Source organism: Bacillus amyloliquefaciens DSM 7 = ATCC 23350, from assembly GCF_000196735.1.
Taxonomy (GTDB): Bacteria; Bacillota; Bacilli; order Bacillales; family Bacillaceae; genus Bacillus; species Bacillus amyloliquefaciens.
In genome coordinates, this window is sequence record NC_014551.1 from 3,168,028 (window position 1) to 3,188,665 (window position 20,638).

Here is a 20,638-nt window from a genome sequence, read left to right on the forward strand (position 1 = left end):
TTTCACTCCAATCTTTTAATTGCCGCCTTTTTCGCCAGCGACTCCTTTTTCAAGTGCTTTCCATGAAAGGGTGGCACATTTAATCCGGGCCGGGAATTTCGAAACGCCTTGAAGGGCTTCAATATCCCCGAGATCTATTGAGTCGTCATACTCTTTCCCTTGCATCATGTCTGAGAAGATCTTAGACATGGAAAGGGCGGTATCAATATCTTTTCCTTTAATCGCCTGCGTCATCATGGAAGCTGAAGCCATGGAGATGGAACAGCCTTCCCCTTCAAATTTCGCTTCCTGAACGGTATCGCCGTCAAGCTTCATTGTCAGTCTGATCCGGTCGCCGCAAGTCGGGTTGTTCATATCGACGACGATGCTGTCATCCAAAACCCCTTTGTTGCGCGGATTTTTGTAATGATCCATGATCACTTGTCTGTACAATGTATCTAAATTTGCATTAAAAGACATTTGTAAAGTACTCCTTTGTCTTTTGGAGAGCTTCCGCGAGCTTATCTATCTCTTCCTCTGTATTATACAGATAAAAGCTCGCTCTCGCAGTAGCAGATACATCCAGCCATTTCATGAGCGGCTGGGCGCAATGATGCCCCGCTCTGACCGCAATGCCCTCTGCATCGAGGACAGTCGCGACATCATGAGGGTGAACATCATCAAGATTAAATGTCACAAGGCCCGCCCGCTCTTTCGGACCGTATACCGTCACGCCGTCAAGCTGTTCGAAACAGTCAAGCGCATAGGCAGCAAGCTTATGCTCATGCCGGGAAATCTCGTCGAGACCGATCTCTTCAAGAAAATCAATCGCGGCTCCCAATCCGATCGCGCCTGCAATAATCGGCGTGCCTGCTTCAAATTTCCACGGAAGCTCTTTCCAAGTTGATTCATAAAGCCCTACAAAGTCGATCATCTCGCCGCCAAATTCGGCTGGCTCCATATTCTCAAGCAGTTCTTTCTTGCCGTACAGCACGCCGATTCCCGTCGGGCCGCACATTTTATGGGAAGAAAGCGCGAAGAAGTCGCAATCCAAGTCTTGGACGTCGATTTTCATGTGAGGCGTGCTCTGGGCTCCGTCGACCACGATGACCGCGCCATTGTCATGAGCGATTTTAGCGATTTCTTTAATCGGGTTGATCGTGCCGAGTACGTTTGACACATGAGCGACCGCCACGATCTTCGTATGGCTTGTGACAGTCTGCCGGACGTCTTCTAACGAAAGCGTGCCGTCTTCCTGCATCGGAATATATTTTAAAGTCGCGCCGGTTGCTTTTACAGCCTGCTGCCACGGAATGATATTCGCATGATGCTCCATTTGGGTGATGACCACTTCATCACCGGGTTTTAAGTTGGCGCGGGCATAGCTCAGCGCCACCATATTCAGTGAAGTTGTCGTGCCTTTTGTGAAAATGACCTCAGTCATTGACTTCGCATTGATAAACTTACGGACTTTTTCACGCGCTCCTTCATAGCCGTCTGTCGCTCTTGTGCCAAGAGTATGGACGCCTCTGTGGACATTGGAATTGTATCGGTTGTAATACTGATCCACTGCCTCAATGACAGCCCGCGGCTTCTGAGAAGTCGCCGCGCTGTCAAGGTACACGAGGTCATGTCCGTTCACTTGCTGATGAAGGATCGGGAACTGTTCACGAATATCGGTGATATTCATTATTTTACTTTCCTTTCGATGACGGAGACGAGCTGTTTCTTAACTCCTTCAATCGGAAGCTCTTTTACCACCGGAGCAAGGAATCCGTAAATGACTAAGCGTTCCGCTTCTTCTTTCGGAATTCCGCGGCTCATTAGGTAGTAAAGCTGAATCGGGTCCACGCGGCCGACAGATGCCGCATGTCCTGCAGTTACATCGTCTTCATCAATTAAAAGAATCGGGTTTGCGTCACCGCGTGCTTTTTCACTCAGCATCAGGACGCGGGATTCCTGTTCAGCGTTTGCTTTAGACGCGCCGTGCTCAATTTTGCCGATCCCGTTAAAGATGGAAGATGCGGCATCTTTCATGACTCCGTGCTTCAGGATATAACCTTCGGAAGCCTTACCGAAGTGGATGATCTGCGTCGTAAAGTTTTCCGTCTGTTCTCCTCTTCCGACAACTACGGTTTTCGTATCGCCGTATGTGCCGTCTCCATAGAGGTTAGTCGTGTTTTCAGAAATCGTGTCGCCGTCGTTCATCAGACCGAGCGCCCACTCGATTCTGCTGTCGCGTCCGCGCGCGGCTCCGCGGCGGTTGACGTATGTTGTGACACCTGCTGACAGGTTGTCAACGGCACCGTACGTCACACTGGCGTTATCACCCGTGATCACTTCACTGATAATGTTGAACACAGCTTCTTTCGGATTCACCGTGCTGATGTAGTTCTCAACGTAAGTGACGGAGCTGTGGTCTTCAGCGACGATCAGCACGTGGTTAAACAATGCCGTGTCATTGCTTTCATGAACATAAACAGCCTGAACAGGCGTTTCCACCTGAACGTTTTTAGGAACATAAAGGAATGCTCCGCCGTTCATTAATGCCGCATGAAGCGCAGTCAATTTATGCTCGTCGACCTTTACGCCGTCTTTCATGAAATATTTCTCAACGAGGTCGCTGTGCTCACGGGCAGCTGTTAAGATGTCCGTGAAAATGACGCCTTTGTCTTTCAGCTCTTTAGACAGAGAAAGGAAAGCAGGCGTTTGGTCACGCTGCACATATAACGTTTTGTCTTCATTTTCGATGTCGATCAGCGCTTTTGCTTCATCAGCTAAATCTTCTAAAGAAGCAAGCGGCGCGTTTTCTACTGTATGCTTGTTGAACTTTGTAAAGTTCCAATTTGTGATTTTTGTTTTATCAGGCTTAGGCAGCGGCAGATCTTCAGCTTTTTCAAGAGCCTGTAAGCGCAGGTTTTTCAGCCAGGCAGGTTCTTGATGCTTTTCGGAAAAGCCTTTGACATATTCCTGATCTACGGATAGTTTCGTTTCCAATGTCATGTTTATCCCCCTAACGCTTACGCTTCTTGGCCTACAGTTTCGTCTTCAATGCCGAGTTCTTGTTTAATCCAGTCATAGCCTTCCGCTTCAAGGCGCTGCGCAAGCTCCGCTCCGCCTGATTTCACTACGCGTCCCTGCATCATAACGTGAACGACATCAGGCGTGATGTAGTTCAGAAGGCGCTGATAGTGAGTGATCATTAAGCAGCCGAAGTTTTCGCTGCGCATTTTGTTGATTCCTTTAGAAACGACTTTAAGCGCATCGATATCAAGACCTGAATCGATTTCGTCAAGAATGGCGATTTTCGGCTCGATCATCATAAGCTGAAGGATTTCGTTGCGTTTTTTCTCCCCGCCGGAGAAGCCTTCGTTCAGGTAACGCTGAGCCATTTCAGGGTCCATTTCAAGGAACTCCATGTTTTCGTCCATTTTGCGGATGAATTTCATAAGAGAAATTTCATCGCCTTCTTCGCGGCGTGCGTTAATCGCAGAGCGAAGGAAATCGGCATTTGTCACACCGCTGATTTCACTTGGGTACTGCATCGCAAGGAAAAGACCCGCCTGAGCGCGCTCGTCCACTTCCATTTCCAGTACATCTTTGCCGTCAAGCGTGATGCTGCCTTTTGTAACTTCGTATTTCGGGTGTCCCATAATCGCTGCTGAAAGCGTGGATTTACCGGTACCGTTCGGCCCCATGACAGCGTGGAATTCGCCGCCTTTTATTTCAAGGTTTACACCTTTTAAGATCTCTTTTCCTTCGATTTCAACGTGAAGATCCTTGATCGTTAATGTTGAAGCAGCCATATCTATACCTCCAAAATATATAATCATTATTCTCAATTTATTCTCATTCTAATTTTATAACAAATGAAAAGTAAATACAACTTTTTATATTACCCGGAACATTCCTAAAGTTTATCAAAGATCCAGGCGTAATTAAAGCTGTTTGAAACAGAAAAAGGGCGGAATTCCGCCCTTTTTTACTGACCGATTTTCTCATTAAGCTGCGCTGCGAGGAACTTGCTTTTTTGGTATTCAAGCTCCCTCTGCCGTTCGACTTCCATCCTTTTTGAAAGACGCCGTCCATATTCCTCGTAGCCGATGCCGTGTGACTTCTGCATCGCTTTTTCCATTTCAGGCGTATAGTCAAGGTCCAGTCTTTCATGGCTGGTGCAGATAATGAATCAATCCCTTCATTTGTTTGTTTCCATTGTAACAATGATCCGCTGCTCCGGCCAAAGAGAGTGTGCCCCTGAATCCTTTCGAATGTGCCGGAAACCGGCGCTGTTTTTATGTGAAAAGCGGTATTCACACGATTGCTCTTTCTAATGCGTCGTATGTCCGAATTCCTGAATGCACTGCTGCACGAGGGTCACTCCCTGACTGAGTGCTGCGCCTCCTCCGAATGCCGCCGCGACGCTGATGACCTCAAGGATGTTTTCCTCTGTCGCGCCCTGGTCAAGGCAGCCCTTCGTATGATAAATCATGCAAAATTCATCTTGAGCATTGATGCTGATGCCGAGAGCGATTAATTGTTTCTCTTTTTCAGTCAATGAATCCGCTGAGAAACACTGTTCAGTAAATTCATTAAACTTCCGTCCCATCATCGGCATTTTCTGCTCGAATATGCCTAAACCTTCTTTGTATTGTTTTAATGCGTCATGCAGGCTTTTGCCGTTATCCTGATATTGAGCCACTGCCATTCCCTCCAATTGTTAACCTTCCCTTTTATTATGGACAGTTCTCCGATTAATACCCGAAAAAAACCCCGGACGATTCATCCGGGGTTTTCGCTTTATTCAGATACAGGAAGTACGGCTCCGTCGTATTTTTTCTCAATAAAGTCTTTGATTTTCTTAGAGTGAAGCACTTCCATAAGCGCTTTGATTTTCGCTGATTTTTCGTCACCTTTACGAACGGCAATGATGTTGGCGTACGGGTTGTTTTTCGTTGATTCCACTTCAATCGCATCTTTTAACGGGTTCAGTTTGTTTTGAATCGCATAGTTGACGTTAATGAAGACTGCGTCGCCTTCTTCTTCATTATATGCTTTCGCCGTTAATTCAGGGGCGATTTTTTTGAATATCAGGTTTTTCGGGTTTTTCGTAATGTTTTTCGTAGTGGCGTCAATCGTTTTCACCTTCGGATCAAGTGTGATCAGTCCGGCTTTTTGAAGCATCGCCAGCATACGGCCTTGTTCTGCGACGTTGTTTGTCATGATGATGGTCGCGCCTTTAGGCAGGTCTTTCAATGATTTGTATTTTTTCGTGTAAATTCCGAAGGGCTCAAGGTGAACGGCTCCGGCATTTACGAGTTTGTAGTCTTTATTTTCTTTCATTTCCTGTTCAAGGTAAGGAACGTGCTGGAAGTAGTTCGCATCCACTTCTTTGTCAGCTAACGCTTTGTTGTACATTTTGTAATCGTTCAGCACTTTTACTGTTAATGTGTAGCCTTTTTCCTTCAGAAGCGGCTCCGCTTCTTTTAAAATTTCAGCATGCGGTGTTTTTGTCGCAGCGACGACGATTTCCTTTTTATTTGAGCCGTTTGATCCGCAGGCAGCCAAAACTCCCGCGAACACAAGCAGCAGCGCACTTAGTACAATCTTTTTCAATGTAAATCCTCCCTTATCTTTTGTCTATTATATTTGTAATCACATCACCGATAATTTGAATGATAAAGACGATGATGAGAATAAATACAGTTGCCACAAACGTTACATCTGTATTATTGGACTGGTATCCTTCTACATATGCAAGGTTTCCGAGTCCGCCTGACCCGATGGCGCCGGCAATGGCGGTAGATCCGATCAGAGCGATGGCCGTAACGGTGAGGCCTGAGATTAACGCAGGCATTGATTCAGGAATCAGCACTTTGAAGATAATCGTCGATGTCTTTGCTCCCATTGATCTGGCAGCTTCGATGACTCCTTTATTAACTTCACGGAGCGCGATTTCAACAAGGCGGGCATAAAACGGCGCAGAGCCGATAATCAGCGCGGGCAATGCAGCGTTCGGCCCTAAAATCGATCCGACCAAAAACTTAGTAAAGCCGAGAAGCAGAATAATTAAAATAAGAAACGGAATAGACCTGAAAATATTGACAACCGCAGCAATCACGGTGTTAATGATTTTATTTTCCCATAAGCTTCCCTTGCCCGTTAAAAAGAGCAGAAGACCGAGAATCGCTCCGATGACAAATGAAAAGGCTAAAGCAATGACCGTCATATAAAGGGTCTCGTATGTGGCCGTCCACAGCTCGGTTATATCAACGTTCGGGAACCATTTTTCAAACATTTGTGATCACCTCTGCTTCTACCTGTTTGTCTTTGATGAACCGGATCACGTTTTCTACTTCTTTTTCCTGACCGTCAATGTGGATGAATAAAGAACCGTAGGCTCCGTCTTTCGTCTGTGAAATTTTCCCCTGCAGAATATTGACGTCCACGTCAAAGTTTCGGATCATCTCCGTAATGAGGGGCTGTTCGGCAGCCTGCCCGACAAATGAAAGCTGAATCGTTTTTCCTGTCGCGGTTTCCTGCAGAAAATGCTGAATGGTTTCTTTCGTCTCCTCCGGTTCTGTCACCTGCTGAACGAAACGCTTTGTCATCGGCTCACGCGGGTTTCTGAAGACTTGGAGCACTTCGCCTTCTTCAACGACTTTCCCGTTTTCCATGACGGCGACTCTGTTGCAGATTTTTCTGATGACGTGCATTTCATGGGTAATGAGCACAATCGTCAGGCCGAGTTTGTCATTTATATCGGATAAAAGATCTAAAATTGAATCGGTCGTCTGCGGGTCTAGCGCTGATGTCGCTTCATCACATAGAAGGACTTTCGGATTATTGGCGAGCGCCCGGGCGATGCCGACACGCTGCTTTTGACCGCCGCTCAGCTGCGACGGATAAGATTTTTCTTTACCCTCTAAACCGACCAGTTTAATCAATTCATCGGCGCGGCGGACCCGTTCGCTTTTTTTCACGCCGGCGATTTCCAGTGGAAACATAATGTTCTCCCGGACGGTGCGCGACCAAAGAAGGTTAAAATGCTGGAAGATCATGCTGATTTCCTGACGCGCTTTTCTCAGTCCGCGGCTGCTTACTTTATTTAATTCCGTCCCCGCGACTTCCACGGTGCCCGACGTCGGCTTTTCAAGGCCGTTCAGGAGACGGATTAAGGAACTTTTACCAGCTCCGCTATATCCTATAATTCCAAATATTTCGCCCTTTTTGATATCAAGAGTGACATCTTGGACAGCATTGACATCCCCATGCTTCGCTTTGTAAATTTTTGAAACATTTTGAAGATGGATCAAAGCAATCACCTGCCTTACACTATTCTAAGAAATCTTCCGGGTTTCTCTGCAAAAGAAAAGCCTTTCTGCAAAAATGAGCAGAAAGGCTTATTGAAAAAGGCCTTTCTCTCATCTTCCAAAGCAGATCGCTTTGAGTGAATTGGCACCATTTCAACATTGTTGATGGTTGCCGGGCTTCATAGGGCACTTCCCTCCACCTCTCTTGATAAGAGAAAACATATTGTATTTTCGTCCGGAAATTCTTACTGTAGAATAGCACGGCGAATGATAAAAAGTCAATAAAATAAATAATGGGAGCTATTGTCACATAGTAGAATGGCAGTTACGGCCGCTTGCTGACCGCCTGAAAAAATCCATTTGTCAGCCAGAGGATGGCCTCCAGCTTCAGCAGGGCCCGGAATGATCCCTTCACTTTGAGTTTTCCGCTTTGGATGAGTTTCTGCAAAGAGACATCACCGTGCAAAAGATGGATAATTTCCGTCTGGTTTCCGTAAAAGGTCAAATTAGATTTTTCCTTTGAAGCCGCCGTTTTTCTCATTTCTCCCTGTCCGTTAATTGAGACCGTTAAGGCTTCTGTTTCTCCTTGGAATGTAATCAGCAGCGTTGAGGCATTTAATAGCGGTTTCAAAAACAGATGCTGTCCGTCATTCTCTAAAACTTCTATTTTCTCCACTCGTATAACCTCCCGTTTTAATGGCCATACATACACATTTCTCTTTTTAACGGACAGAACCCTTTATAAACCGCACGACATTTTCCTGTAAAAATTGTCACATCGGGAACGTTTGCGATGTTTTTTGTTTAATCAGCTCATATAAATAGGAAACGGAGCGGAAGGCGTATCCTTTCTCAACAAGCTCTCCGCCTTTAAACAGCAAAAAGCACGGAACGCTCTCAATCTGATAGGCTTTGGCGAATGCGGGGGAATAATTCACGTTGTTTTTATAGAAGGCGGCTTCGGGCAGCATTTCTTCGACGACGGAAAGCATTTTGGACGCCAGCTGGCATGTGCCGCAAAACGGGGTGTACAAATACAGGAGATAGACGTCATCCTGAATCGATTCGAGTTCATTTTCTTGGAGTTCTTTCATTTTGATTACCACCTCAGGTCGTTCTTTTTCAAAAATACAGGGTCTGCATCAAGGCCGGCTCTGATCAGTACAGATGCAAGATGATGGCCCGGGCACGATTCGACTTGCCTGTATGTTCTGTCTATGCAGATATGGCGCGCTTCGGGCAGCTCCCGTTTCAGCTGTTTTCTTAATTTTTCTCCGGAGTCGTCTGCGTCCGTTAAAATAACACGTCTCTGTCAAACAGGCGGTCCGCCAAATCTTCCAGTTCAGTTTGGCCGATCGTTCCGTTTGTACAGATGATTTCCGCGGGTTCGATGAGCACTTCCCTGACTTTGATTTTATCTGATTTTCCTTCTACGATTATGACCTTTTCATCTCCGTTGAACATAAGCGCATCACCTGCCGATTGTTTTAGGCTCAATTGAAAAAGAAGGCAGTGAAATTCACCGCCAACAGTTAACACCAGCCGTTCTCATAATCGCAATCCACATATTTCGGATCGTTGCCGTTTATGACATCGGCTGTTTTATAAAATTTTTGATTTTCAAATAGAAAGCCCTGTTTGAGCTCGTACTGGTTCATGCCTGTCATCTCGCCGATGGCTTCATTTTCATGAAACAAGGAAAACCGGCCGTTTTGAAAGCGGCCCGTGATGTTCTCCGTGACATCGACCTTTTGTTTATCAAAAGCCATATTGGACACCTCCCGTTACAGATAGAATGTCCAAATGGCCCTTTTGCTATCCGATCAGTCTTCCTGTGTCATTTCGTCATATTGCTCGGAAGTCATGAGGTTTTCGATTTCTTCAGCATCAGCCGGTTCCACGACGATCATCCACGCTTTTTCATACGGAGACTCGTTTACGAATTCAGGACTGTCATCAAGGTCTTCGTTCACTTCCGTTACGGTTCCGTTAATCGGTGCGTACAGTTCGGATACGGTTTTGACAGATTCTACGCTGCCGAATGGCTCGTCCGCTTTAATTTCAGCGCCGACTTCAGGAAGCTCGACAAATACGATGTCGCCAAGTTCGGATTGCGCGAAGTGTGTAATCCCGATACGGGCTTTTCCGTCCTCAACTTTTACCCATTCGTGCTCTTTGGAATAACGCATATCTTTCGGTGTGCTCATCTAAATCCCTCCATTTTTTTCTTATAATAAGAAGATACCATAATTCTTTGAACCTGGCATTACATCCAATATTTTTCGAATTGGTCTTCTTTAAAGCCGACAGTGACTTTTTCGCCGTCTGTCGTAATCGGGCGCTTCAGGAGCATACCGTCTGATGCCAGGAGTTCAAGCTGTTCATCCTCTGACATGTGGTACAGTTTTTCCTTTAAGTTCAGCTCGCGGTATTTCATGCCGCTCGTGTTGAAAAACTTTCTGAGCTCAAGGCCGCTCTTTTCGTAGAGGTCTTTGATTTCTTCTTTCGTCGGTGTTTCTTCCACAATATGTATTTCGTTTATTTCCTTACCGCGGTCTTCCAGCCATTTTTTCGCATTACGGCACGTTCCGCATTTAGGGTACCAGTAAAAATTTAACGACATCTTCTTCACCCCTCGTAAATGATCGTCGTTATTTTAACACAATCACTGGTAAAAACCTATAACGTTGCTTCATGAAAAAGCGCTCCGGATGAAGGAGCGCTTACAGCATGTGATCAAACCGTATATTTTTCTTCACGGAAGACAGCGGCAGCCGCTTCACGTTTTTTCTGAATGAGATTTTTCGGTGTCAAACGCGTCAGTTTGCGCAGCACAGAAAGCATCATGCGGAGGGAATCTCCTTCCTCCATGGCGATGAGTGATTCTTTGGCGTGCGCTTCAATGTTCTGAAGGGCTTCCTGGGCAAAGATTTCCGTATATAACAGCTTCTGCGCAGCTTTTTCGGCACCGTCCGCCGCAATCGCTTTTTCCGTTCTGAGGACGGCAGATTCCAAAGCGTACAGCGCGCTGACGATATCGGCAATGTTCACCATGATTTCCTGCTCGCCTTCGATCTCTTTTCCGTATTTCTGCGCCGCAAGTCCCGCTGTCAGCAGGGCGATCTTTTTCGCCTGTCTGACAATGTATTTCTCCTGTTCAAGAGGCTCTGAGCCCGGCTCTTCAGGCATCAGCATCATGAGCTCTTCCTGGAGCGCTTTCGCTTTTTCAAAGAGCGGAAGCTGCCCTTTTACGGCTTTTTTCAGGAACGTGCTCGTTACGATCAGGCGGTTGATTTCATTTGTGCCCTCGAAAATTCTGTTGATTCTGGAGTCACGATAAGCGCGCTCCACTTCATATTCCTGCATAAACCCGTAACCGCCGTGAATTTGAACGCCTTCGTCGGCAATGTAGTCAAGTGTTTCAGACCCGCACATTTTGTTGAGCGAGCATTCAATCGCGTACTCGGCGATTGACTTTGCGACTTCGCGTCCGTCTTTTTGCGCTTCTTCCGTCAGTCTGCTCATATTATCTTCGAACAGACCCACTGTTCTGTATACAGAGCTCTCCATCGCGTACAGCCTTGCTGACATCGTCGCAAGCTTTTCCTGAGTGAGCGTGAAGCTTGAGATCGGCGTTTTAAATTGTCGGCGCTGGTTTGCGTAAGCGGCAGACAGCTCAATCACCCGTTTAGAAGCGCCGATTGTGCCGACGGCAAGCTTGTAACGCCCGATATTCAGGATATTAAAGGCGATGACATGGCCTTTTCCGATTTCGCCGAGAAGGTTTTCTTTCGGCACTTCCGCCTGATCTAAAATCAGCGTTCTTGTCGATGAACCCTTAATCCCCATTTTTTTCTCTTCTGGGCCCGTTGACACGCCAGGATAATTTTTTTCTACGATAAATGCGGAAAACTTATCTCCGTCCACTTTAGCATAGACGACAAAGACATCTGCAAAGGCGGAGTTTGTAATCCATTGCTTTTCTCCATTGAGAATATAGTGTGTGCCCGCTTCATTCAAAACGGCCGTTGTTTTCGCGCCGAGGGCATCTGAACCTGAACCCGGCTCAGTTAAGGCGTAGGCCGCGATTCTTTGTCCTGAAGCCAAGTCCGGCAAATATGTTTTCTTCTGCTCTTCCGTGCCGAAGAACACGATCGGCAATGAACCGATACCGACGTGAGCGCCGTAAGAAAGCGAAAAGCTGCCGGCACGTGAAAACTTTTCCGTAATGAAGGCTGAACTGATTTTATCCAGACCGATGCCGCCGTACTCTTCAGGCACATCCGCTCCGAGGAGACCAAGATCTCCGGCTTTTCTCAGCAGTCTGACTGAGTGCTCAAACTGATGGTTTTCAATTTCATCAATATAAGGAAGAACATCGTTTACGACATAGTCTTCTGTCGTTTTGCCGATCATTTTATGTTCGTCTGTAAAATCCTCCGGTGTGAATACTTGATCATATCCCGTTTCTTCAATCAGAAAGCTGCCGCCTTTTTTGACGTTGACCGTTTCCTGTTTCATGTTCGTTTCCCCCTTTTTTTAAATGAGCTCAAATACGCCGGCAGCGCCCATGCCGCCTCCGATGCACATCGTCACCACGCCGAATTGCTCGTTTCTCCGTTTCATTTCATGTATGAGTGAAAGGGTCAGCTTCGCCCCAGTGCATCCGAGCGGATGTCCGAGCGCGATGGCGCCTCCGTTTACGTTCACCTTTTCTTCATCTATTCCGAGCGATCTGATAACTTGAATGGCCTGTGAAGCAAAGGCCTCATTCAATTCAAAAAGCCCGATATCCTGTAATTCGAGTCCGGCAAGCTTGAGCGCCCGCGGAATGGCTTCAATCGGTCCGATCCCCATTACCTCTGGCGGAACGCCGCCTACGGCAAAGGAACGGAATTTGACAAGCGGCGCCAATCCGAGCGACGAAGCTTTTTCGCGATCCATCAGCATGACAGCCGCCGCGCCGTCACTTGTTTGTGAAGAGTTCCCGGCCGTCACGGTTCCCGTTTTAGAAAACGCCGGACGGAGCTTCGCTAAAACGTCAGCCGATGTGCCCGGACGCACGCCTTCATCTTGAGAAAAGATAAATTGTTTTTTCCGAGGCTTATGGTCATCACCGATTTCTGTCAGCGACACTTCAACCGGTACGATTTCGTCATTGAATTTCCCTTCTTTAAGGGCTTTTGCGGCATTCTGATGGCTCCGGACGGCAAATGCATCCTGGTCTTCTCTGGATACGCCGTACGTTTCGGCGACCTGTTCCGCTGTGTGTCCCATGCTCATGTAATACTCAGGCGCATGCTCCGCCAAAGCGATATTCGGGCGGGTCACATGCCCCATCATCGGTACTTGCGACATGGATTCGGCACCGCCCGCAATTACGGTGTCACCAGCGCCGAGCATGATTTTTTCAGCTCCGTAAGCGATGGATTGGAGTCCGGAAGAGCAGTAGCGGTTCACCGTAATAGCCGGCACCGTATGAGGAAGCCCCGCCAGCGCACCGATATTACGTGCCATATTTAATCCTTGTTCGGCTTCAGGTGTTGCACATCCGATAATTAAGTCATCGATATTTCCTTCATAGCCGCCTGCCCGTTTCAGCGTTTCTTTCACACAAAGCGCGCCTAAATCATCAGGACGAACGGCTGCAAGCGACCCTTTTTTCGCTTTACCGACCGGAGTTCTCGCACCGGCCACAATGACTGCTTCTCTCATAAACACCCTCCTAGTTCCGTAAAGGTTTGCCTTTGACCAGCATATGCTGCATTCTTGCTTGAGACTTCGCCTCGCCAGCGAGGCTTAAAAAGGCTTCTCTTTCAATCTCGAGTAAATATTCTTCTGAAACCTCCGTGCCGAACGGAACTCTTCCTCCGGCAATGACATGAGCCAGCTTCTTCGCAATCTTCATATCGTGATCTGATAAATAACCCGACCGTCTCATTTGATCTGCTCCGAGCAGTAACGCCGCACAGCCGGTTTCCCCGGTGACTCTCACTTTTTTGCGGGCTGGCGGGCGGTATCCGCTGTCATATAAGGAAGCGGCCAGCTGTTTCGCATCGTGCAGCAGGTGATCCTGATTCATGCTGACACGGTCAGCCGCGGACAAAATCTGCATATCACGCGCTTCGTGCGCCGAACCGGACACCTTGGCAAGCGCAATGGTTTCAAAGGTTTTAATGGCCGCGTCCATCAGTTCGCTTCCGCTGTTCAAGTAATTCATGTACAGCTCTTTATTTCCTCCGCCGCCCGGAATAAGACCGACGCCGGTTTCAACAAGACCCATATACGATTCGCTCGCCGCCTGAACGCGTGCCGCCGGGAGACAGACTTCCGTTCCCCCGCCGAGTGTCATCCCAAACGGCGCCGCCACAACAGGTTTGGCGCTGTATTTGATGTTCAGCATCGTCTGCTGAAAACGGCGGATGACAAAATCGACTTCCATGAAGTTATCATCCTGAGCTTCCATTAAAATCATCGCAAGGTTTGCCCCCGCGCAGAAATGTCTGCCTTGGTTTCCGATGACAAGTCCTTTATAATTCCGCTCTGTTTCCTCAAGCGCATTGTCAATCATCTGAATAATGTCTAAGCCGATCGCATTGCTTTTCGTATGAAATTCCAGAAGCGCGACATCATCGCCGAGATCAATCAAACTTGCTCCGCTGTTTTTGCTGATCACGCCCTTTGTTTCTTTTAACGTTTGCAGGCTGACGCGTTTCGGATTTTCTTTTACTGCCCTGTATTGGCCGTCTGAATAGTAAAATTGTGTTCCGTTTTCCTTCATATAAAATGTTTCATGACCCTGATCAAGCATTTCTTTCACCCAGCCGGGCAGTTTTGCGCCTTCTTGTTCAAGCCGCTCCGCTGATTTTCTGACACCGATGGCATCCCACACCTCAAACGGGCCGAGCTCCCAACCAAAGCCCCATTTCATGGCGTCGTCAATCGCTTTTATATCATCAGCGATCTCACCAAGAAGCTGAGCTGAGTATAAGAGGGTTTGCGACGTAATATTCCAAAGCAGTCGTCCGGCGCGGTCATCAGCATAAATAAGCGCTTTCATTTTGCCTTTGGCACCCTTTGCCTGTTTGGCGGCTTCTAAAGCGGGTGTTTTCATTTTCGTGCGCTCGCCGTATGTCATGGTTAGCGGATCGAGCTCATATATTGTTTTACCTTCTTTTTTGTAAAAACCTTGACCTGATTTGCTGCCAAGCCAATTGTTTTTCAGCATGTCATTCATAAATTCCGGCAGCTTAAACATGTCTTTTTCAGCGCCGTCGGCTTTATCATAAACATTTTTTGCCACATGAGCGAATGTATCAAGCCCCACAACGTCAAGGGTTCTGAAGGTCGCGCTTTTCGGTCTGCCGATTAAAGGCCCGGTCACCGTATCCACCTCGCCGATGCCGCAGCCGGAAGAAAGCATTTCTCTTACCGTGACTAACAAGCCGTACGTACCGATGCGGTTGGCGATAAAGTTAGGCGTGTCTTTGGCGATAACGACACCTTTCCCGAGCGTGTTTTCTGCAAATGAAGTCATAAACTTCAGCACGTCAGGATCTGTTTCCTGAATCGGAATGATTTCCAGAAGCTTTAAGTAACGGGCCGGATTAAAGAAATGGGTTCCTAAGAAATGAGCTTTAAAATCGGCAGATCTGCCTTCCGCCATCTTTGTTACGGAAATACCGGACGTATTGCTGGACACGATGCTTCCAGGTTTCCGGTATTCATCAACAAGTGAGAAAATCTGTTTTTTCACGTCAAGATTTTCTACAACGACTTCAATAATCCAATCGGCATCCTTCAATTGAGCAGCGTCATCTTCCAAATTCCCCGCCGTTATATAGTCGAGATTGGAAGCTGAAGTCAGCGGCGCCGGTTTTTGCTTCAGCAGTTTTTTCATGGCCGATCGGCTCAGTCTGCTTCGGACCTCCGGGCTTTCTAATGTCAGCCCTTTTTTCACCTCATCCTTTGTCAGCTCGTTTGGCACAATATCAAGCAGCAGGACGGGAATTCCGATGTTAGCCAAGTGCGCGGCAATTCCGGACCCCATGACGCCTGATCCGAGAACGGCTGCCTTCTTTATAAACTTGTGCATGAGTCATCCCCCTTGAACTTTGAATGAATAGTCATTCATTTTTTCGGCAAAAAAAATGAAACCCTTTTCTTCTTTCATCTTAAAAGATTTTCCGGATGACTTCAATAGCAAATATGGAATTTTTTTAAATTTTTCGCCTTCCGCATGTTCTCTGCCGGGGACGGGAAACTTAAACGCGGAGGTGAAGGGAATGGTGAGAGGGAGAAAAGATCCGTCTTCTGGCGCAGTGAGCGCGGCCAGCATGAAAGGAAATGCGGGACCGAAGCAAAAATACGGCGGCGGCAAACGGACGAGCCAAAATCAGCAATATAAAAAAGAAAACATGGAATAACATACTGCGGCTGCTTTTTAAGCAGCCGTTATTTTTTGAAGATTCCTTTCAGCACGAACGCCGCATTTGCCGGGCGCTCGGCAATTCTTCTCATCAGGTAGCCGTACCAATCGGTTCCGTACGGGACGTACACCCTCATCCTGTATCCTTCTTCGGCAAGCTCCTTCTGCCGCTCCGTTCTGATACCGTACAGCATTTGGAATTCGAACTGCCCGCGGGGAATTTGATGGTCGCTGACGAGTGTTTTCGTATAAGAAATGATGTCATCATCATGTGTCGCCACCGCTGTTTCATGGCCGCTCAAAAGCTGCAGCTTAATCAGCTGCTGGAAATGAAGGTCGGTCCCTTTTTTATCGGGAAACGCCACGGCTGCCGATTCTTTATAAGCGCCTTTTACAAGCCTGAGCCGCGGCTTGTATGGCATCAGGCTGCTGATATCTTCAGCGGCGCGGTACAAATAAGCCTGAATGACGGTTCCTAGCATCGGAAAATCCGGCTTGCACCGCTTATATAAATCAAGCGTACGGCCGCATCTGGAATAGTCCTCCATGTCAATCGTTACGGGAACGCGGCGTTCTTTCGCTTCCGTCAATATGTCTCTGACATGCTGTTCCGCGAGTTTCTCGGAAATATCCAGACCGATGGATGTTAATTTAAGAGACAGCTCACAGTCCAATTGATGATCGGCGATCGCCCTGATTGCTTTTTTACATTCTTCGGCCGTCCTTCTTGCATCTTTCTCTGAACCTGCATATTCACCAAGGTAATCAATCGAAGCCGATAACCCGTTTTGGTTCAGCCGCTTTACCGTTTTCACGGCTTCTGTGAGTGTTTCCCCCGCAACAAATCTTCCCGCGCCGAAGCGGAGGCCGTAAGCCTGGGCGAATTTCGTAAGCATTTTATTTTTCGACAAAAATAAACATATGCTCCGCAGCATGGATGAACTCCCTCCTTTTTCTTTTTTTCGTGCATGAAATCCCGATCGCAGAGAAAGCTAAAAAGAACAGAATTGAAGGAGGCGTTTAAATGAACAACCAAGAGCAGCACGGAAACTTGCCGCCTGCCGTCATCTCAACGAAAGACCATTTGTACCTTGAGGACATGCTGAACTGGAATCTGCTTGCCATGAAAAAAGCTCATTTTATGGCGGAACAATGCCAGAATCAGACGTTAAAACAAGAGCTTGAACAAATCGGCCGGATGCATCAGAAGCATTATCAAAACATATTGGGCCACTTGAATCCTGCTCAAGGCGGACAGACAACAACAGGCTATATGCAATAGGAGGACAATACATGGAACAGCAAAATCAAAAAATCACTAACCCGCAAACGCCCGTGCCCAATACGGCGCAAATGAATGACAGAGACTTGGTGAATGAGCTGCTGACGACGGAAAAGTATATAACAACTTCATATTGCACAGCCCTGCATGAGCTCAGCCATGAGTCTCTTTATCAAGATATTCAGGCCATTTTCGATGAGTCACAAAAAGCGCAAAGAAGATTATACGATGTGATGTTTCAGAATGGCTGGTATTCCATTGAAGCAGCCGATACCCAAAAGCTTCAGCAATCGTATCAGAAGTTCCAGCAGACGATTCAGCAGCAGTCACCCTACCAGCAGTAACATGAAGAAAAAGGATTTGATGTTTTCGCCAAACATCAATCCTTTTTTTATTTTTGCACAAAAGGATTGACTTACCATTAATCCTTATTTATATTTAACTAATGTTAATTATTTTTCAAAGGAACCAGATGAGGAGGAATTATGAAAAACGCGGATCAATATGTGTCTGATATCCAAAAATCTCTTCAGACGCTGCTGCAAAACATACAGCCGGAAATGATGGAAAGCATGGCGATGCATGAGGTGACGCCTGCCCAATTATTTGTTTTAGCCAGCCTGAAAAAGCACGGGAGCTGCAAAGTTTCCGAAATCGCGGAACGCATGGAAGTAAAACCGAGCGCAGTGACGCTGATGGCCGACCGCCTCGAGCAAAAAGGACTCATCGTCCGCAAACATAATCAGCAGGACAGACGTGTCATCGACATCAGCCTTACCAAAAAAGGCGAAAAAAAATTCGAAGATGTCGTGGAAGGAAGAAAAGCGATATTAGCGCGAAACCTATCCGTTCTGACTGATGAGGAACTGCTTCAGTCCATGAACATTATCCGCAAAGTAGCGGAAGCCGCTGAGCAATACGCGGCGGATAAAAAAGAAAATGAATAGAAAAGAGGAGCTGCCAAAACATGAGTATTGAACAAAAAGATCCAAAACGCGCATTATTAATAACCGGTTTAATTATCGCCATGTTTTTCTCGGCCCTTGACGGCACCATCGTAGGAACGGCGATTCCTAAAATCGTGGGTGACCTCGGGGGATTAAGCATGATGACGTGGCTGACCACGGCATATCTTTTAACTTCGACGACTATCGTTCCGATTGCGGGGAAACTTGCAGATTTATTGGGGCGCCGCGTCGTATATGTGTCAGGTTTATTGATTTTTATGGGAGCTTCCGCACTGTGCGGAATGGCCAGCAACATGACGGAACTGATTATTTTCCGCGGCCTTCAGGGAATCGGCGGCGGTGTCATGATGCCGATGGCCATGATCGTCATCGGGGATTTGTTCACAGGGAAACAGCGTGCCAAGTTCCAAGGGCTTTTCGGGGCGATTTACGGTCTTGCTTCCGTTATCGGCCCGCAAATCGGGGGCTGGATTGTTGACTCTTTAAATTGGAAATGGGTTTTCTATATCAACCTGCCTGTCGGAATCTTAGCTGTGATCTTTATCGCAAGAGGACTTCAGGGCAGAAAACAGACTGGGCCGATTAACTTTGACATCGCCGGCATCTTCACAATGATCGTCGGAATCGTCAGCCTCCTTCTCGCGCTCAGCTTCGGAGGAAAGGATTACGCATGGGGATCATGGCAGATTATCGGTCTCTTTGTACTTGCGCTTGTCGGAATTGTCGGATTCGTGTTCGCTGAAATCAAAGCAAAAGAGCCGATTCTTCCGATGTATCTGTTTAAAAACAGAACGTTTACCGTACTGAATCTGATCGGCTTTTTCATGAGTATCGGCATGTTCGGCGCCGTCACGTTTGTTCCTTTCTTTATGCAGGGAATTATCGGCGTCAGCGCCACCGCGTCCGGAACGATTATGACGCCGATGATGGTATCTATGATCATCACAAGTATTATCGGAGGCCAGCTGGTTTACAAAATCGGGATTAAACCGCAAATCATGATCGGTATGCTGATCATGGCCGTCGGCTTCTTCTTATTGACAACTTTGCAGCTGGATACCAGCAAACTAGCGGCTACGTGCTATATGGCCGTGATCGGTCTGGGAATGGGACTCGTCATGCCGCTTCTCACGCTCGCTCTGCAAGAAACGTTTTCAAAAGAAGAGCTTGGCGTCGTGACTTCTTCAAGCCAATTTTTCCGGATGATCGGGGGAACGTTCGGCATTACGGTGCTAGGCGCTGTCATGAATGCCAGATCCGGAAGCCTTTTATCCGACAGACTGGTGCCTTACTTAGACTCACTCCCGAAACAGGCAAGTGCCTTTGCCGAGCAGTTTAAAGGTATGATTGACAAGAATCCTGAAGGACTGCTTCAATCCCTGTTCAGTCAGGAATCGATTAAGCAGATTCCGGCCGCGTTTTCTTCCCATATCGTGCCGGTTTTGAAAACGTCACTGATGGATTCGCTTCACAGCGTGTTTTTCACAGGGCTGGCCTTTATCGCAGCCGGATTGGTCCTGACACTGTTTGTCAAATCAATTAAGCTGACAAACAAAAAAACAGGCAAAGAAGAAGAAAAAGCGAAAGCCGTTTAATAGAGAAAAAGCCCGCGAATGCCGCGGGCTTTTTTTATATCATCTGGGCCATCCCGTTTCCGAAAGACCAGTCTTCCGCCGCATTGCCCGAGAGGACGATAAACTCGGTGTATTGACTTGTGAAGATATTCTAGCAGAAAAATCAACGTTTTGAATGCAACATATTTTTAACTATTTCAGTTGCAACGTTGTTAAATTAATCTGTATTTTAGTGAAAGTAAATGTAACTTTTTCTTAATAAGTTACTTTTGAGAAGATCTATTTCTCCCCATCGCTACTTAGGAAATATATGTTTTAATAGAAGAATGAAATAATAGAAATAAAGGAGATTGAAAATGATCAAATAAACCGCAATTTTTTCATAATGGGAACAGCGATTTTTATAACAAAAAAGACTCCAAAAATCGAAGCCTCTTTACCAAAAACTATTTGTTTTCAACTTTATCTTTCCATTTCTTAATTGAGCGTTTTGACATACCGTCAGAACCTTTGGGAATTAAAGGGACATTAGAATTATAAGCCTCAGCATTAAATCCAATAAAAATAAATGGTTGTCCTTCAGTAAGTTCAAAATAAGGTTCTAATTCCTCGAAATTGGTAACACGATCTGTAAGATAATAGGCCAATTGTTTAATAGGCATAAGGATAATAGCCAAATCAATTTCGCCATGTTTTAATCCTAATAGAAGTTTGTTCATTGAACGGTGGGCAGAACTAATATTTCCTGTTTCAAATTCCATACCTACACGTTTAAGTTCACTGTTTTCTATGAACTCTTTATAAACATCAATCGGACCACCTTTTTTCTTTTCAAGTTTAAGTATATCAAGGGGTTTTTCTCTATACCAGTTATATGTATCTTCAAGTAAGGTGTAACATAGTTCTTTAATTGGTACTACACCGTTACAATTCTTTTCGGTGTTGTTAATCGTGAAGGTTTTTGAGGTTGCTGGCCAAATAGGTGAACAAATAGATGTTTTAACTTCATTGTATGCTTGTTGAATTAACTTATCTTTAGATAGTAATTCTTTTGCTTCATCAGTAATAAACTCTTTTTCTACTTCCATTCTAATTTG

At 46.4% G+C, this 20,638-nt stretch carries 24 protein-coding genes, 1 pseudogene and 1 riboswitch; of the genes and pseudogenes, 5 read left to right on the top strand and 20 right to left on the bottom strand.

What is annotated here, in order from left to right; translation table 11 throughout:
* Positions 1-15: 15 nt before the first annotated feature.
* The 18 genes and pseudogenes from sufU to BAMF_RS36445 all read right to left on the bottom strand — a co-directional run bounded on the left by sufU (position 16) and on the right by BAMF_RS36445 (position 15,384).
* Positions 16-459, bottom strand: coding sequence for a Fe-S cluster assembly sulfur transfer protein SufU (sufU, locus tag BAMF_RS36360; protein WP_003151877.1), 444 nt, complete (start codon positions 457-459; stop codon positions 16-18).
* On the bottom strand, positions 449-1,669 hold the full coding sequence (sufS, locus tag BAMF_RS36365) for a cysteine desulfurase SufS (protein ID WP_013353526.1): 1,221 nt from the start codon (positions 1,667-1,669) through the stop codon (positions 449-451). Before sufS ends, sufU begins: the two co-directional genes overlap by 11 nt.
* Positions 1,669-2,982: a Fe-S cluster assembly protein SufD gene (sufD, locus tag BAMF_RS36370; protein ID WP_013353527.1), complete on the bottom strand. Its 1,314-nt coding sequence runs from the start codon at positions 2,980-2,982 to the stop codon at positions 1,669-1,671. Before sufD ends, sufS begins: the two co-directional genes overlap by 1 nt.
* 17 nt (positions 2,983-2,999) lie before the next feature.
* Positions 3,000-3,785 carry a Fe-S cluster assembly ATPase SufC gene (gene sufC / locus BAMF_RS36375; RefSeq protein WP_003151872.1) on the bottom strand — a complete coding sequence of 262 codons (786 nt, stop codon included), beginning with the start codon at positions 3,783-3,785 and terminating at the stop codon, positions 3,000-3,002.
* Between the two features lie 176 nt (positions 3,786-3,961).
* The gene (locus tag BAMF_RS41360; RefSeq protein WP_003151857.1) at positions 3,962-4,114 is read right to left on the bottom strand and encodes a hypothetical protein; all 153 of its coding nucleotides are present in this window, start codon (positions 4,112-4,114) and stop codon (positions 3,962-3,964) included.
* Between the two features lie 192 nt (positions 4,115-4,306).
* On the bottom strand, positions 4,307-4,684 hold the full coding sequence (locus BAMF_RS36385) for a carboxymuconolactone decarboxylase family protein (protein ID WP_038463290.1): 378 nt from the start codon (positions 4,682-4,684) through the stop codon (positions 4,307-4,309).
* A gap of 92 nt (positions 4,685-4,776) precedes the next feature.
* A complete protein-coding gene (metQ, locus tag BAMF_RS36390) occupies positions 4,777-5,592 on the bottom strand; it encodes a methionine ABC transporter substrate-binding lipoprotein MetQ (protein WP_013353529.1) in 816 nt (271 codons plus the stop codon).
* Between the two features lie 13 nt (positions 5,593-5,605).
* Entirely contained in the window at positions 5,606-6,274 is a 669-nt protein-coding gene (locus BAMF_RS36395; protein WP_013353530.1) for a methionine ABC transporter permease, read from the bottom strand.
* Entirely contained in the window at positions 6,267-7,292 is a 1,026-nt protein-coding gene (gene metN, locus BAMF_RS36400; protein ID WP_013353531.1) for a methionine ABC transporter ATP-binding protein MetN, read from the bottom strand. The genes BAMF_RS36395 and metN overlap by 8 nt, the downstream gene beginning before the upstream one ends.
* A 105-nt stretch (positions 7,293-7,397) precedes the next feature.
* Positions 7,398-7,504, bottom strand: a riboswitch (SAM riboswitch).
* Between the two features lie 110 nt (positions 7,505-7,614).
* Positions 7,615-7,965 carry an SCP2 sterol-binding domain-containing protein gene (locus BAMF_RS36405; protein WP_013353532.1) on the bottom strand — a complete coding sequence of 117 codons (351 nt, stop codon included), beginning with the start codon at positions 7,963-7,965 and terminating at the stop codon, positions 7,615-7,617.
* 97 nt (positions 7,966-8,062) lie between these two features.
* Positions 8,063-8,383, bottom strand: a complete 321-nt coding sequence (locus tag BAMF_RS36410; RefSeq protein WP_013353533.1) for a thioredoxin family protein — start codon at positions 8,381-8,383, stop codon at positions 8,063-8,065.
* Between the two features lie 5 nt (positions 8,384-8,388).
* A pseudogene (locus BAMF_RS36415) lies at positions 8,389-8,753 on the bottom strand (toprim domain-containing protein).
* A gap of 68 nt (positions 8,754-8,821) precedes the next feature.
* On the bottom strand, positions 8,822-9,058 hold the full coding sequence (locus tag BAMF_RS36420) for a YusG family protein (RefSeq protein ID WP_013353535.1): 237 nt from the start codon (positions 9,056-9,058) through the stop codon (positions 8,822-8,824).
* A gap of 54 nt (positions 9,059-9,112) precedes the next feature.
* A complete protein-coding gene (gene gcvH / locus BAMF_RS36425; protein ID WP_013353536.1) occupies positions 9,113-9,496 on the bottom strand; it encodes a glycine cleavage system protein GcvH in 384 nt (127 codons plus the stop codon).
* A 59-nt stretch (positions 9,497-9,555) separates the two neighbouring features.
* Complete coding sequence (locus BAMF_RS36430; protein WP_013353537.1) at positions 9,556-9,912, bottom strand: arsenate reductase family protein; 357 nt, start codon at positions 9,910-9,912, stop codon at positions 9,556-9,558.
* A 113-nt stretch (positions 9,913-10,025) separates the two neighbouring features.
* On the bottom strand, positions 10,026-11,810 hold the full coding sequence (locus BAMF_RS36435; RefSeq protein WP_013353538.1) for an acyl-CoA dehydrogenase family protein: 1,785 nt from the start codon (positions 11,808-11,810) through the stop codon (positions 10,026-10,028).
* Positions 11,811-11,828: 18 nt separating this feature from the next.
* Positions 11,829-13,004 carry an acetyl-CoA C-acetyltransferase gene (locus BAMF_RS36440; RefSeq protein ID WP_013353539.1) on the bottom strand — a complete coding sequence of 392 codons (1,176 nt, stop codon included), beginning with the start codon at positions 13,002-13,004 and terminating at the stop codon, positions 11,829-11,831.
* 10 nt (positions 13,005-13,014) lie between these two features.
* Positions 13,015-15,384: a 3-hydroxyacyl-CoA dehydrogenase/enoyl-CoA hydratase family protein gene (locus BAMF_RS36445; protein WP_013353540.1), complete on the bottom strand. Its 2,370-nt coding sequence runs from the start codon at positions 15,382-15,384 to the stop codon at positions 13,015-13,017.
* A gap of 190 nt (positions 15,385-15,574) precedes the next feature.
* Here BAMF_RS36445 and BAMF_RS40960 point away from each other — a divergent pair, with 190 nt between their 5' ends.
* Complete coding sequence (locus BAMF_RS40960; RefSeq protein WP_013353541.1) at positions 15,575-15,715, top strand: YuzL family protein; 141 nt, start codon at positions 15,575-15,577, stop codon at positions 15,713-15,715.
* A 28-nt stretch (positions 15,716-15,743) separates the two neighbouring features.
* Here the strand turns inward: BAMF_RS40960 and BAMF_RS36450 are convergent, their stop codons facing one another.
* Entirely contained in the window at positions 15,744-16,652 is a 909-nt protein-coding gene (locus tag BAMF_RS36450) for a proline dehydrogenase family protein (protein WP_013353542.1), read from the bottom strand.
* An 89-nt stretch (positions 16,653-16,741) separates the two neighbouring features.
* Between BAMF_RS36450 and BAMF_RS36455 the strand changes: the two genes are divergently transcribed.
* From BAMF_RS36455 to BAMF_RS36470, 4 genes are all read left to right on the top strand, one after another.
* Positions 16,742-16,999: a hypothetical protein gene (locus tag BAMF_RS36455; RefSeq protein WP_013353543.1), complete on the top strand. Its 258-nt coding sequence runs from the start codon at positions 16,742-16,744 to the stop codon at positions 16,997-16,999.
* 11 nt (positions 17,000-17,010) lie between these two features.
* Positions 17,011-17,343 carry a spore coat protein gene (locus BAMF_RS36460; RefSeq protein ID WP_013353544.1) on the top strand — a complete coding sequence of 111 codons (333 nt, stop codon included), beginning with the start codon at positions 17,011-17,013 and terminating at the stop codon, positions 17,341-17,343.
* 141 nt (positions 17,344-17,484) lie between these two features.
* Positions 17,485-17,946 (top strand): MarR family winged helix-turn-helix transcriptional regulator, encoded by a 462-nt coding sequence (locus BAMF_RS36465; RefSeq protein WP_013353545.1) that lies wholly within the window; start codon positions 17,485-17,487, stop codon positions 17,944-17,946.
* 20 nt (positions 17,947-17,966) lie between these two features.
* Positions 17,967-19,562: an MDR family MFS transporter gene (locus BAMF_RS36470; RefSeq protein WP_013353546.1), complete on the top strand. Its 1,596-nt coding sequence runs from the start codon at positions 17,967-17,969 to the stop codon at positions 19,560-19,562.
* A 425-nt stretch (positions 19,563-19,987) separates the two neighbouring features.
* Here BAMF_RS36470 and BAMF_RS36475 read toward each other — a convergent pair whose 3' ends face one another.
* The gene (locus BAMF_RS36475; protein WP_013353547.1) at positions 19,988-20,629 is read right to left on the bottom strand and encodes a type-2 restriction enzyme BamHI; all 642 of its coding nucleotides are present in this window, start codon (positions 20,627-20,629) and stop codon (positions 19,988-19,990) included.
* Positions 20,630-20,638 lie beyond the last annotated feature (9 nt).